The sequence below is a fragment of the Halomonas sp. JB37 genome (assembly GCF_002332255.1).
Classification (GTDB): Bacteria; Pseudomonadota; Gammaproteobacteria; order Pseudomonadales; family Halomonadaceae; genus Vreelandella; species Vreelandella casei.
This window is the reverse complement of the sequence record NZ_NRGW01000001.1, coordinates 2,448,945-2,462,614: the sequence shown is the minus strand read 5'-3', so window position 1 is coordinate 2,462,614 and position 13,670 is coordinate 2,448,945. Positions and strand designations below refer to the sequence as shown.

Here is a 13,670-nt window from a genome sequence, read left to right as displayed (position 1 = left end):
AAAAGGGGAATGCCGTCCTGGACGTCGTGATTACTGCGTTAGGTCGTGTTGCTCTGCCGCCTCTAGCGTGTTTTCAAGCAGCGTCGCTACTGTCATCGGGCCAACGCCGCCAGGCACCGGCGTGATGAAGCTTGCTCGTTCGGCTGCCACTGCGAAATCGATATCACCGATTAGCGTGCCGTTTTCTTGGCGGTTAATGCCTACATCAATGACGACAGCGCCAGGCTTTATCCATTCACCCTTAACCAGGCCCGGTTTGCCGACAGCCACAACTAATATGTCGGCGCGGCTGACGTGCTCGGCAAGGTTTTGCGTAAAGCGATGGCATACGGTCGTGGTGCAGCCCGCTAACATAAGTTCTAACGCCATTGGGCGACCAACGATATTAGATGCGCCCACCACGGTGGCATCTAGGCCGCGTAAGGCTATATCGCTTTGAGCGAGCAGCGTCATAATGCCTTTAGGGGTGCAGGGGCGTAGCGCAGGCATACGCTGCGCTAAACGACCGATGTTATACGGGTGAAAGCCATCAATATCTTTATCGGGTCGAATGCGCTCTAAGATAGGCCCAGCATCAAGATGCTTAGGCAGCGGTAGCTGCACCAATATGCCATCTATGTTCGGATCGCTATTGAGCTGGTCGACAAGCGCTTCTAACTCATGCTGTGACGTGTTGGTTGGCAGGGCGTGCTGAAGCGAGACAATACCGGCTTGCTCGCAGGCGCGATGCTTATTATTGACATAGACTTGAGAGGCGGGATCATCTCCAACCACAACAACGGCTAGTCCCGGTGCCCGTAAACCTGCTTGTCGGCGTGCGGCGACTTTTTCGGCAACCTGTTGGCGGACAGTAGCAGCGATGGATTTGCCATCGATTAGTTGGGCGGTCATGTTCTGGAATCCCTGTGGACGTTGATAAGGGTGACGTTAATAAGGGCTATGCATCGTCATGCTGATGTAACGGCACGCTTTTAAAGGCGGCAATTTTCGCATGCTAGGGCATCCAGGCAAAGCGACTTAACGAATAACCCGTTTAGTTGTTGACTTTAAATTTAAAAATAGTAATATATGCCTCGCTTGGACGGGCAAAGCGGTAGCGTCTAGGGTGATAGAATCGGGATGTAGCGCAGTCTGGTAGCGCGCCTGCTTTGGGAGCAGGATGTCGGGGGTTCGAATCCCTCCATCCCGACCACACCTAACGTGAAAGCTGATAGCTTGTTTTCTAAAGCATTGGTTGTGGTCTAGTGCTCATCAGTATTCTTATTTTTGGATGCTCTTTGTGCGCCCATAGCTCAACCGGATAGAGCAACGGCCTTCTAAGCCGTAGGTTGCGGGTTCGATTCCTGCTGGGCGTGCCACCGTATTCAGTGGTATTAACCTGTCAGAATCCTATCTTCAATCACGCTTGTTTTACGTAAGATTGTCTTTGGTGGGTGTAGCTCAGGGGTAGAGCCCCGGATTGTGATTCCGGTGGTCGTGGGTTCAAATCCCATCATCCACCCCAGTGACAATATTTGCGTTTTTAGGTTGTGGTGGGTGTAGCTCAGTGGTAGAGCCCCGGATTGTGATTCCGGTGGTCGTGGGTTCAAGCCCCATCATCCACCCCATTTCTATATTTTCCTTTCTTACTCTTACTCTTTTTTTTCTTGATGCCCTTAATTGGGTTTTTTGCGTTTCTGTTTTTCGATTTTTCGTCTTTTACATCAAGAGCAAAAATGCGCCGAGAAAAAATGATGTTGGCTAGCTTGTCTACAGTAGCAATAGCGATTCCCCATGCTTTGGTAGCATTAATTGCTAATTATGCGGGTTAAAAAAGAGTTTTAAGCTCTGTCAAAGCCCTTTGTTTAGTGATATTTTTCAATAAGTTATTTTTTAACCTCTGCTGGTAATAGTAATTCCTAATTCGCAAAGGGAGTGGATCGCGATGGCGCGTCAAACGGTTGTTTTGGGGGCAGGCATGGTGGGTGTCTGTATTGCCTGGCATCTGCGTCAGCGCGGGCATGATGTCACCCTGGTGGATCGCCTTGAGCCGGGTCGAGAAACTTCCTTTGGCAATGCCGGTATTATTCAGCGTGAAGCCGTCAGGCCTTATCCTTTCCCGCGTGATATTAAAACGCTGCTAAGCGTCTTGCCCAACCGCAGAGTAGATATTCGCTATCGCCTAGCGGGTATGATAAATGCCGCCTCTCCACTGTTGCGCTACTGGATGAACTCAGCTCCTAAGGCTTACCAAAAAATCGTGCCGGAGTACGCATCGTTGATCCAGTTGGCGCTCAAAACTCATGGGCCCATGATTGAGGCCGCTGGGGCAGAGCACCTAGTGCGCAGGGATGGGTGGCTTGAGCTCTACCGTACTCCTGAAAAGCTGGTGGCTCGATTAAAAGATGCCGAAGAGGCGAGACGCCTTTATGGCGTTCAATTTGAAGAATTGGATCGAGCAGCACTTATAGTCAAAGAGCCTGCGCTGAGCGGTAACATTGTGGGTGCAATTCACTGGCTTGACTCATGGACCGTGGCTGACCCTGGCGCTTTGGTGGCAGCGTACGCACAAGCGTTTAACCGCGACGGTGGGCGTATTGTGCAGGCGGATATTCAGTCGGTTCAGCAAATTGGTGATCGATGGCAGGTAAAAACGCCATCTGAAACGATTGAAGCAGATAATGTCGTCGTCGCGTTAGGCCCTTGGGCGGGTAATTGGCTAAAAGAACTGGGTTATCGCTTCCCCACCTTCGTGAAGCGTGGTTATCACATGCATTACGCCACGCAGACACCGGCTAAGCTCAATTACTGGTTAATGGATGCAGAGGTTGGCTACTTGCTTGCGCCAATGAATGCGGGTGTGCGGCTAACAACGGGGGCACAGCTGGATCGTTTAGAGGCGCTAGCCGATGCTAAGCAGCTCGATGCTGCAGAAAAAGTAGCCCGCAGCGTATTTCCGTTAGGCGAGCGGCGTGATGAAGCTCCTTGGAAAGGCGCGCGGCCTTGTCTTCCCGACATGAAGCCGATTATTGGTCCTGCTCCGCGTCACCCCGGCCTATGGCTCGCTTTTGGCCATGGGCATCAAGGGTTTACCCTAGGTCCAGCCACGGGCCAGCTGCTGGCGGATATGATGGAAGGCAAAGAGACGGCTGTCGATATGGCGCCGTTTCGTGCAGACCGCTTCTAAACACCGGCGTTCAAGCATTGATTAGTGCCATGTCGGGTATTTATCGGTAAGTACTTCAAATAAGTATTTTAAAAACGCTGACTCTGTCAGCGTTTTTTTTGACCATCTATTAGGTGATGCGACCTTGACGCCACCCGCGACAACAGCAGCCTCCAGGCGGTACAATTAGCGCAATAGACATTGCTCAACGCGCGGTGATCGTTAAATAGAAGGCTGCGCTGAGACTACATATTTAAAGAGGCACAATGAAAGACACTCATTTAGCCCGTGAAGCTGAGCTTCGCAGGACATTCGCTATTATCTCGCACCCCGACGCCGGTAAAACCACGATCACCGAAAAAATGCTGCTGTTTGGAAACGCCATCCAGCTAGCCGGCTCGGTTAAGAGTAAGCGTAATGACCGCCACGCCACCTCGGACTGGATGAAAATGGAGCAGGAGCGGGGTATTTCAGTAACGACCTCGGTGATGCAGTTTCCCTACGGGGGGCGCATCGTCAATCTGTTGGATACGCCCGGACATGAAGACTTCTCTGAAGATACCTATCGCACGCTAACGGCGGTCGACTCAGCGGTGATGATAATTGATGGTGCCAAAGGCGTTGAAGATCGCACCATCAAGCTGATGGAGGTATGTCGGCTACGTACCACGCCGATCTTGACGTTTATCAATAAGATGGACCGCGATACCCGCGACCCTATTGAAGTCATGGATGAAGTAGAAACGGTTCTAAATATCCAGTGCGCGCCAATGACCTGGCCAATTGGTATGGGGCGTCACTTCAAGGGCGTTTATCATCTTTATAACGACGTCATCCATCTCTACACTCAGGGCCAGGGTAGCCGAATTCCTGATGATAAGCGCATTGAAGGCCTGCATAGCCCCGAGGTAGATGCGGCGCTGGGAGAAGAGCAGGCCGAAGAGCTGCGCATGGAGGTTGAGCTGGTTCGTGGCGCTTCTCATGAGTTTGATCTTGAGGCTTATCGCCGTGGCGATTTATCGCCCGTTTATTTTGGTACTGCTATGGGCAACTTTGGCGTGCGCGAAATGCTTGACGGTTTTGTTGAGTACGCACCGCCGCCTCAAGCGCATCAAACCGACACGCGTGACGTCCTTGCTGATGATGATCGATTTACCGGCTTTGTGTTTAAGATCCAGGCCAACATGGATCCCAATCACCGGGACCGTATTGCCTTCTTGCGGGTATGTTCTGGCAAGTACGAAAAGAACATGAAGATGCGTCACGTGCGTATTGGTAAAGACGTCAAGATTGCCGATGCGCTGACGTTCATGGCGTCTGATCGCTCTCACGTGGAAGAAGCGTGGCCCGGCGACATTATTGGTCTGCACAACCACGGGACTATTCAGATAGGCGATACGTTTACCGTTGGCGAAGATATGCGCTTTACCGGTATTCCTCACTTTGCTCCTGAGCTATTTAAGCGCGTGCGGCTAAAAGACCCCCTGAAGATGAAAGCGCTTCAAAAAGGCTTGCAGCAGCTTTCTGAAGAAGGCGCAACGCAGGTATTTATGCCGATGGATAATAACGACCTGATTCTCGGCGCCGTAGGTACTCTGCAGTTTGATGTTGTTGCCCATCGTCTGAAAGAAGAATACAAGGTCGACTGCCTGTACGAAGGGGTCAACGTACAGACGGCGCGCTGGGTCTATTGTGAAGACGCCAAGAAGCTAGAGGAATTCAAGCGTAAGGCCAGCACCAACTTGGCGATCGATGGGGGTGGCTATCTGACCTACATTGCACCGACCCGGGTAAACCTTCAGATGACCCAAGAGCGTTGGCCAGACATCCGCTTCCAGCCTACGCGCGAACACTAGTTTTTTATATGTCTAAGTAGCTCTATGCTGATTGATGCTCACTGCCATCTCGACTTCCCGCAGTTCGATCATGACCGAGCAGAGGTGTTTGAGGCCGCGAAGGCGGTGGGCGTTTCGCGCTTTGTCATTCCTGGTACGACCCGAGAGCGCTGGCAGCATGTGCTGGCGCTGGCCGAGCGCGTTGATACGTCGGCATGCGTGGGCTTGCATCCTTACTTTGTGACGCAGCATCAGGAGGCGGACCTTGCCGCGCTTGATCAACTGTTCATTAAGCATCCAGAAATCGTGGCGGTGGGCGAGTGCGGTATTGATGCTCGCTTTGAAGCGACTATTGATGCCCAGTGGCACTACTTTGATGCTCAGTTAAGGCTGGCTCAGAAACATTCTTTGCCGGTCGTGGTGCATTGTGTGCATGCCAATGACTCCGTTGCTAAGCGCCTTAGCCAGTTTTCGCTGCCTAAAGCAGGTCTGATTCATGCCTTTTCAGGTTCAATTGAGCAAGCTCAGAAGTTTTTAGCGCTTGGTTTCAAGCTAGATTTAGGTGGGGCAGTGACCTATGAGCGCGCCAAGCGATTACAGCGCATGGTAAAAGCACTGCCCGATGACGCTTTTATGCTCGAAACCGATAGCCCCGATATGCCATTAAGTGGCTGCCAGGGAATGCGCAATGAGCCAAGTAGGCTAGTCGATGTGTGCCATGCGGTGGCTAGGCTACGCGGGCAAACAGCCGAGCAGGTCGCGGGGCAGACCAGTGCTGTCGCCGCAACGCTATTTGGTTTGCCTAGCATGCAGCCTTAGCTGTTAAGGCTGACCGCTAGTTGCTCGGGATCTACGCGTTCAATCGGGTAGGGCAGTGGTAAAAGGGTGGCGAGTAGTCCTGACAAAAAGATGGGCGTCATTTCTTCGGCGATTTTAGTGCTCATAACCGCCAGCAGTTCAATGCCACCTAGCGAGTCCGGCGCGCTGATCACCACTTCGCCTACCGATTTATCATCACTATTAACCAGGCTGGCGCCCGCTTCTGGCAGTGCTGTTGTCTCGACGCTGACGCGCATCAGGCGCTTTTTAACCTGGCCCCGGAAGTGTGCTCTCGCGACGACTTCTTGGCCGGTGTAGCAACCCTTTTTAAAGCTAATCCCGCCAAGCGCTTCCCAATTTATCATCTGGGGCAGGAAGTGATCCTGCTGAGCATCGGTTAGCCACGCTAAGCCACTGCGAATATCTTCAAGCTGCCAAGCATTGCGGCCTGCATCGTCATCTTGTATGGCCACGGTAGCGTCATTGTTGGCGTCGTCGAAACAGAATATAAAGCGTGGTGTCTCACCTAGACACTGCAAACTTACAGCCAGCTCGCTATTAGAGTGGGTGCCGACGTTGTCGGGAAGCTGCAGTCCGAGCTGATCCGCCAGCGTCTGAGCACCCACGCTTGCGCCGATGAAGGTTAGATTAGGCTGCAGAATCAGTTCCGCGCGATAAAAAGCAGCGAATTTTTTAAGATGACTGGCTAAGCTATCGACTAATGTTGTGCTCAGCAGCAGACGGAAATGCTCATTGCTCAACCGAAGTAGTTGGGCATTAGCTAGCATTCGCCCTTTTGGCGTACAGAAACAGGTAAGTGGTGCAAAGCATCCATCAGCCAAACTTACCTGAGCGCTGGTTTGTCCTTGAAGGAATTTTTCTGCATCGACGCCTTTTACATCCAGTGCCGCTAAATGGGTTAGGCGGACGCAGCCAAGGGCGGGGTGGCTTGAGGGAACGGTCGCCATAAAAACTCCTAAAGAAAATGGTAAGGTGCCAGCGTATAAAATACGTACTGATACGGCATTTAATGCGGGCGCAGTGCATCAATTGCAAGGCACTATTAGCGTGCTAAACTCTTCATTTGATATCAGCTTTACACAGTTTATCAGGTGTTGACCAACAGGTAAGGAAACGGTATGGCGCAACAATCATTAACATTTCAGCAAGTTAAAACGGTCGAACAAGTTAATAAAATCACCACGGCGCTTATGATGCTTGAAGGCGTTGACAGTGCTGAGGTGGGAAGGCACGGCGCCGACGTGGATGGCCGGGCAACGCGTCAAACGCTTATTAACGCGATTGAAAAACTTAAGCTGGGCGTAAAGGTTTCTTAATGCATATACCGATTACCATTATCAGTGAACGCAACAACGTTTTTAGGCAGCGCATTGAGGTCAATGGCTTAGAAGATATGTTTGCCGATGTGCCGGCCATTGTTGGCGGTGATGGTAGTGCACCGGATCCCCATGACTATTTTGATATTGCCTTAGGCACTTGCAAGGCGATCACAGTGTCGATGTACGCCAAGCGTAAAGAGTGGTCGCTTGAGGGAATTACCGTCACCGTGCAGCGAGATGATAGCCAGGAAAAAAAAGGTATCTATAAGTTAGATGTCGCATTAATGCTGCAGGGTATTGATGATCCTGATCAGCGCGCCAGGCTGGAAGATATAAGCCACCGTTGCCCCATCCAGCGCTTGATGACTGAGTCCACCGTCGAGATCGCCACGCGGCTTGTTTAGTTTGTTTTTAGCTAATTCCCCCTTGTTTTGGAGTCACGATGAGCAAAGCCTTTCGATTGCAGTCTAAATTTCAGCCTGCTGGCGATCAGCCCGCCGCTATTAAAGGGCTGATTAGTGGCCTGGAATCAGGGCTTGCCCATCAGACACTGCTCGGGGTTACGGGGTCGGGTAAAACCTTCACTATGGCGAATGTGGTTGAGCAGCAGCAGCGCCCAACGATTGTCATGGCGCCAAATAAGACGCTCGCTGCCCAGCTTTACGGTGAGTTTAAGTCTTTTTTCCCTGATAACGCGGTTGAGTATTTCGTCTCCTACTACGATTATTATCAGCCTGAAGCCTATGTGGCGGCATCCGATACGTTTATCGAGAAAGATGCGTCGATTAATGACCATATTGAGCAGATGCGTCTTTCAGCCACCAAGGCGCTGCTTGAGCGCCGTGATGCGCTAATTGTGGTATCCGTGTCGGCTATTTACGGCCTGGGTGATCCCGAGCAATATCTGAAAATGCGCCTTCATTTCTCCCGCGGTGAACTGATTGACCAGCGCGCCTTTTTACGCCGCTTGGCCGAGCTACAGTACACCCGCAATGATATGGATTTCCGGCGCGGTACTTACCGAGTTCGTGGCGACGTCATCGATGTCTTCCCCGCTGATTCTGAAGAAGAGGCGGTGCGAATCGAGCTGTTCGACAATGAAATCGACACGATTCGCATGTTTGATCCGCTAACCGGTGCCGTCCATGGCGAGGTGGCGCGAATGACCATCTACCCAAAATCGCACTACGTTACGCCACGGGAAACGATTTTAGGCGCCATCGATGACATTAAAGAGGAGCTCAAAGAGCGTTTAGAGTGGATGCGCAAACACGAGCGGTTGGTGGAGGCCCAGCGTTTGGAGCAGCGCACGCTTTACGATATAGAAATGATGCTTGAACTTGGTTATTGCAACGGTATTGAAAACTACTCGCGCTACCTTTCCGGGCGTGCATCGGGCGAGCCGCCGCCGACCTTCTTCGACTATTTACCAGACGACGCACTGCTGTTTATCGATGAATCTCACGTCAGCGTGCCGCAGGTCGGTGGGATGTATAAAGGCGATCGTTCGCGTAAAGAAACACTGGTCGAGTACGGTTTTCGACTGCCCTCAGCGCTGGATAATCGGCCCATGAAGTTTGAAGAGTGGGAGGCGATTTCACCGCAGACTATTTTTGTCTCCGCCACCCCAGGCCGTTATGAAGCCGAGCACACCGGTCAGACGGTTGAGCAAGTGGTACGTCCCACCGGACTGCTAGACCCTGAAATTGAGGTGCGCCCAGCCAGCACTCAGGTAGATGATCTGCTCTCGGAGATTGGACTGCGCACCGCCGTGGGTGAGCGCGTTTTGGTCACCACTCTTACCAAGCGTATGTCAGAAGATCTCACGGATTACTTTGATGAGCACGGCATTCGAGTGCGTTACTTACACTCTGACATCGACACTGTGGAGCGGGTAGAGATTATCCGTGATTTGCGCTTAGGTAAGTTTGACGTGCTAGTAGGTATAAACCTGTTACGCGAAGGTCTCGATATTCCGGAAGTATCGCTCGTGGCAATTTTGGATGCCGATAAAGAGGGCTTCTTGCGCTCTGAGCGCTCGTTGATACAGACCATCGGCCGCGCTGCCCGTAATGCTAATGGTAAAGCTATTTTGTACGGGGACCGTATTACGGACTCAATGCGCAAGGCCATTGATGAAACGGATAGGCGGCGCGCTAAGCAAACAGAGCATAACGAAGAGCATGGTATTACGCCGACAACGGTGACTCGTTCGGTCGCCGATATTCTTGAAGCGGCGCAAGCGCCTGGTAAGAAAAGCAGCCGCCGCCGCGGTAATGAGCGCAAAGTAGCTGAGTCAGCCGCTGACTATGATATCGCCAGTATGAGTAAGCAAGATCTCTTGGGTGCGATTAACAAGCTCGAAGATGCAATGTTTGAAGCAGCGCAAAATCTGGAGTTTGAAGAGGCGGCGCGTCTTCGCGACCAGCTGCATCAAATGAAGGAAAAACAGCTGGTATTGGGATAGGAGACGTATGCCGGAAGGGCCCGAAATTCGCCGTGCGGCAGACCGTGTACAGCAGCAGATAGGCGAGCGTGAGATAGACGCTGCTTGGTTTGCTTTCCCAGAGCTTGCTGAGCAGGCCGCGTCTCTTGTTGGTGCGCGTGTTACGCGGGTTGATACGTGGGGCAAGGCGATGTTGATCCGGTTTAGTGATCGGCGCGTGCTGTATTCGCACAACCAGCTGTACGGTGTTTGGAAGCAGCATGATGCCGATCAACCGCCTGACACAAAGCGCACGCTGCGTGTTAGATTGACGGCGCAAGGGCGTAGCGCAAGCCTTTACAGTGCCTCTGATATTTCCCTTTGGCACGAGGATAATCTCGCGCAGCATCCGTTTTTATCTCGGCTGGGGCCTGATTTGCTCAGCCAGGAAGTCACGGCTGGCGACGTCCAGCAACGTCTAAATCTTAAGCAGTTCCACAAACGTAGCTTAGGGGCGCTGTTGCTTGATCAGGGGTTGGTGGCAGGGTTGGGCAACTATCTGCGCTCGGAAATTTTGTTTTTTGCGCAGCTTTCTCCGAAAACGCGTCCGATAGATTTGTCGCCAGGGCAGCAGCAGATGTTGGCGAAGTGCATTATTGAAACCACGCTTCAAACGTACCAAACGGCAGGCATCACCAATTGTGATGCTTGGATTAAGCAGGCTAAGGTCGCCGGTGAGCCACGCAGTCAGTGGCGCTTTGCAGTATTTGATCGTGCCGGGCTGCAATGTCACCGCTGTGGCGAGGTCATCCAGCGAATCATGGTGGGTTCAAGACGGCTGTATCTATGCCCGCGCTGCCAGCCGAGTTAGTTTTTTTAGGGTTTATACCGTTATCTTGAATGTTTGAATCTCTTTTTACAAACTGAACTGCGTTGTCACTGGTATCGCTAGGGATGCTGCCGCGTGAGGGGCAATACGGTATACTTGGCTCACGCTAAGACGGCACTTTCGCAGTTGCGAAAGAAAGCCGCTGACTAGACGATAACCTAGGAGCTGTTAGTCCATGACCGTGATTCGCCAGGACGACGTTATTCAAAGCGTTGCCGATGCTCTGCAGTACATCTCTTACTATCATCCTAAAGATTTTATTGACGCCATGGCTGCCGCCTATGAGCGTGAAGAGAACCCCGCTGCGAAAGATGCCATTGCGCAAATTCTGATTAATTCACGCATGTGCGCCACAGGCCACCGTCCTATTTGTCAGGATACCGGTATTGTCACCGTGTTCGTTCATGTGGGTATGAACGTAACGTGGGAGGCGGACATGAGCTTGGACGACATGATCAACGAAGGTGTTCGTCGTGCTTACCTGTTGCCGGATAATATTCTGCGCGCCTCGGTACTGGCTGATCCAGACGGTAAGCGGGCCAACACCAAAGACAACACCCCGGCCATTATTCATCATTCGATTGTGCCTGGTGACAGCGTCGATATTCATGTGGCCGCGAAGGGTGGTGGCAGTGAGGCAAAATCCAAGTTTGCCATGCTGAATCCTTCAGATAGCGTGGTGGACTGGGTTATGGAGCAGCTGCCGAAGATGGGCGCCGGCTGGTGCCCGCCCGGTATGCTGGGCATTGGTATTGGCGGTACTGCTGAAAAAGCCATGCTAATTGCTAAAGAAGCGTTGCTTGATCCTATCGATATACAAGATTTACAGGCCCGTGGGCCGAGTAATCGTGCTGAGGAGCTGCGCCTAGAGTTGTTTGATAAGGTCAATAAGAGTGGTATTGGCGCGCAGGGTTTAGGTGGTTTAACCACGGTCTTGGATATTAAAGTGAGAGACTACCCAACTCACGCCGCTAACAAGCCGGTCGCGATTATTCCTAACTGTGCGGCTACTCGCCACGCTCACTTTACTCTGGACGGTTCAGGCCCTGCGGTGCTTGAAGCGCCGAAGCTGGAAGATTGGCCAGAAATTACTCGTGAAGCAGGCGAGAACGTCAAGCGTGTTAATCTTGACACCGTCACCCCAGCCGACGTCAAAACGTGGCAGCCGGGCGATACGCTATTGTTAAACGGAAAGCTGTTGACTGGCCGAGACGCCGCTCATAAGCGCATGATAGATATGTTGGCAAAAGGTGAGCCCTTGCCAGTGGATATGAAAGGGCGGTTTATCTACTACGTCGGGCCGGTTGATCCGATTGGCGACGAGGTGGTTGGACCAGCAGGACCCACCACGGCAACACGGATGGATAAATTTACTCGTACAATGCTGGAAGAAACAGGCTTGCTCGGCATGGTCGGTAAGGCAGAGCGTGGTCAAACAGCCATTGATGCCATCCGCGACAACGAAGCGGTTTATCTGATGGCCGTTGGCGGTTCGGCTTATCTCGTCGCACAGGCGATTAAAAAATCGCGGGTAGTTGGTTTCGAAGATCTGGGCATGGAGGCTATTTACGAATTTGAAGTTGAAGATATGCCTGTGACCGTTGCTGTGGATAGCCAGGGTACATCGGTGCATCAAACAGGACCGGCTAAGTGGAAAGAAATTATTGCTCAGTCTGCGTAGTAAAGAAGTATGGTTGATTAGGCTTTAAAACGAAAAGGGCCTCGCTTGTGGCGAGGCCCTTGCCTATATAAGGACGTAGCTATGGCCTCTTGGTTATTAGGGACCAGCATTTTATTGATACATCTGTTAGGCATCGTGTCGGCCATCATGGCGCTGATGTCTAGCCGCACCTCTCAAGGAGCGGTAGCGTGGATTATATCGCTGCTTACTTTTCCGTATGTTGCACTTCCAGCCTATTGGTTTTTTGGTCGACCGCGGTTCTACGGCTACGTATCGGCTCGCGGCCAGCGTGACACCGTACTGCGCCGGGTATTAGTTCGTTATCGAGCCAATGTGCAGCCCTACGTGGCGCCTTCAAGCAGTGCCGATATCCAGGCCGTTGAACAGCTGGCCATGATGCCATTGACGCGCGGTAATCAAGCGACGCTATTGGTCAACGGTCACGCCGCGTTTGAGAGCCTTTTTGACGGCATTGATCGCGCTGAAAACTATGTGTTGATACAGTTTTTTATCGTGCGCAACGACGCGCTGGGCCAGCGTTTGTTGAGTCATCTGCAGCGTGCGGCTAAGCGTGGCGTGCGGGTTTATTTTCTTTATGATGAAGTGGGTAGCCGCAAATTAAACGAAGGCTATCTGGGCGATTTAACGCGTGAAGGCGCGTCAGTCAGTGCCTTTCGGTCATCGCGAGGGTTTAAACATCGATTTCAGCTCAACTTCCGTAACCACCGTAAAGTCACGGTAGTTGACGGGAAAGAGGGTTGGGTAGGTGGTTTAAACGTGGGTATCGAATACCTAGGTGAGGACCCGCGACACGGTGCCTGGCGCGACACGCATTTAAAGCTGCAAGGGCCCAGTGTGTTGGGCTTGCAGGAGGCCTTTTGGGAAGACTGGCACTGGGCAACGGACGAAGTGATTAGCCTGAACTGGATAGCCGATACGTCTACAGCAACCGACCATCATGTCGTCATAGTGCCTTCTGGTCCCGCTGACCGCCAGGACACTGCCAGCCTGTTAGTGCAGCAGGTTATTCATAGTGCGAAACATCGTCTGTGGGTCACTAGTCCTTATTTTGTACCCGATCAAGGCGTTCAGGATGCGTTGCGCTTAGCGGCGATGCGCGGTGTAGACGTGCGCGTGATGATTCCTGAGCGACCAGACCATTTATTAGTATTCTTGTCAGCATTTTCATTCCTGCCTGACATGTTAAGAGCGGGTGTTAAAATATACCGTTATCTTCCGGGATTTCTACATCAAAAAGTAATGCTTGTAGACGGTGAAGCAGCCACGGTAGGCACTATCAATTTAGATAATCGCTCGTTTCGATTAAATTTTGAAATCACCGCGTTTATACCTAGCCCAGAGTTTGCTGCCAGCGTCGCGGTGATGTTAGAAAATGATTTTGAACAATGCCGCCGTGTAACAATGGATGAAATTAATCAGCGTTCAATGTGGATGAAAGTAGTTTCTCGGGCAGCTTACTTAACGGCTCCTGTCCAATAATGCAGGTACCTCTGATAATAAAAGCAGCTCTGCGTG

11 protein-coding genes and 4 tRNA genes are annotated in these 13,670 nt (G+C 51.9%); 13 read left to right on the top strand and 2 right to left on the bottom strand.

The features are described from left to right. Nucleotides 1–30 precede the first annotated feature (30 nt). Entirely contained in the window at nucleotides 31–891 is an 861-nt protein-coding gene (gene folD, locus CIK78_RS11445) for a bifunctional methylenetetrahydrofolate dehydrogenase/methenyltetrahydrofolate cyclohydrolase FolD (protein WP_096280136.1), read from the bottom strand. 224 nt (nucleotides 892–1,115) lie between these two features. On the opposite strand from folD, the gene CIK78_RS11440 reads away from it, so the two are divergent. The 7 genes from CIK78_RS11440 (at nucleotide 1,116) to CIK78_RS11410 (ending at nucleotide 5,799) form a co-directional block, all read left to right on the top strand. Next, a tRNA-Pro gene (locus CIK78_RS11440) sits at nucleotides 1,116–1,192 on the top strand. An 89-nt stretch (nucleotides 1,193–1,281) separates the two neighbouring features. Next, nucleotides 1,282–1,358, top strand: a tRNA-Arg gene (locus CIK78_RS11435). Nucleotides 1,359–1,429: 71 nt separating this feature from the next. Further along, nucleotides 1,430–1,504, top strand: a tRNA-His gene (locus CIK78_RS11430). A gap of 28 nt (nucleotides 1,505–1,532) precedes the next feature. Then, nucleotides 1,533–1,607, top strand: a tRNA-His gene (locus CIK78_RS11425). A gap of 317 nt (nucleotides 1,608–1,924) precedes the next feature. Next, complete coding sequence (locus CIK78_RS11420; protein WP_096280133.1) at nucleotides 1,925–3,166, top strand: FAD-binding oxidoreductase; 1,242 nt, start codon at nucleotides 1,925–1,927, stop codon at nucleotides 3,164–3,166. A gap of 245 nt (nucleotides 3,167–3,411) precedes the next feature. Beyond that, the gene (locus tag CIK78_RS11415; protein ID WP_096280131.1) at nucleotides 3,412–5,001 is read left to right on the top strand and encodes a peptide chain release factor 3; all 1,590 of its coding nucleotides are present in this window, start codon (nucleotides 3,412–3,414) and stop codon (nucleotides 4,999–5,001) included. A 24-nt stretch (nucleotides 5,002–5,025) separates the two neighbouring features. After that, complete coding sequence (locus CIK78_RS11410) at nucleotides 5,026–5,799, top strand: TatD family hydrolase (RefSeq protein ID WP_096280128.1); 774 nt, start codon at nucleotides 5,026–5,028, stop codon at nucleotides 5,797–5,799. On the opposite strand, the gene CIK78_RS11405 is transcribed toward CIK78_RS11410, so the two are convergent. After that, nucleotides 5,796–6,767, bottom strand: coding sequence for a folate-binding protein YgfZ (locus CIK78_RS11405; protein WP_096280126.1), 972 nt, complete (start codon nucleotides 6,765–6,767; stop codon nucleotides 5,796–5,798). The genes CIK78_RS11410 and CIK78_RS11405 overlap by 4 nt on opposite strands. Nucleotides 6,768–6,938: 171 nt before the next feature. Here CIK78_RS11405 and CIK78_RS11400 point away from each other — a divergent pair, with 171 nt between their 5' ends. From CIK78_RS11400 to cls, 6 genes are all read left to right on the top strand, one after another. Beyond that, nucleotides 6,939–7,136 carry a hypothetical protein gene (locus tag CIK78_RS11400; RefSeq protein ID WP_096280124.1) on the top strand — a complete coding sequence of 66 codons (198 nt, stop codon included), beginning with the start codon at nucleotides 6,939–6,941 and terminating at the stop codon, nucleotides 7,134–7,136. Next, on the top strand, nucleotides 7,136–7,543 hold the full coding sequence (locus CIK78_RS11395) for an OsmC family protein (protein ID WP_096280122.1): 408 nt from the start codon (nucleotides 7,136–7,138) through the stop codon (nucleotides 7,541–7,543). Before CIK78_RS11400 ends, CIK78_RS11395 begins: the two co-directional genes overlap by 1 nt. 38 nt (nucleotides 7,544–7,581) lie before the next feature. Continuing rightward, the gene (gene uvrB, locus CIK78_RS11390) at nucleotides 7,582–9,606 is read left to right on the top strand and encodes an excinuclease ABC subunit UvrB (RefSeq protein ID WP_096280120.1); all 2,025 of its coding nucleotides are present in this window, start codon (nucleotides 7,582–7,584) and stop codon (nucleotides 9,604–9,606) included. 7 nt (nucleotides 9,607–9,613) lie between these two features. Then, entirely contained in the window at nucleotides 9,614–10,435 is an 822-nt protein-coding gene (nei, locus tag CIK78_RS11385) for an endonuclease VIII (protein ID WP_096280118.1), read from the top strand. 193 nt (nucleotides 10,436–10,628) lie between these two features. Beyond that, the gene (locus CIK78_RS11380) at nucleotides 10,629–12,134 is read left to right on the top strand and encodes a fumarate hydratase (RefSeq protein WP_096280115.1); all 1,506 of its coding nucleotides are present in this window, start codon (nucleotides 10,629–10,631) and stop codon (nucleotides 12,132–12,134) included. 81 nt (nucleotides 12,135–12,215) lie between these two features. After that, nucleotides 12,216–13,634: a cardiolipin synthase gene (gene cls / locus CIK78_RS11375; protein WP_096280113.1), complete on the top strand. Its 1,419-nt coding sequence runs from the start codon at nucleotides 12,216–12,218 to the stop codon at nucleotides 13,632–13,634. Nucleotides 13,635–13,670 lie beyond the last annotated feature (36 nt).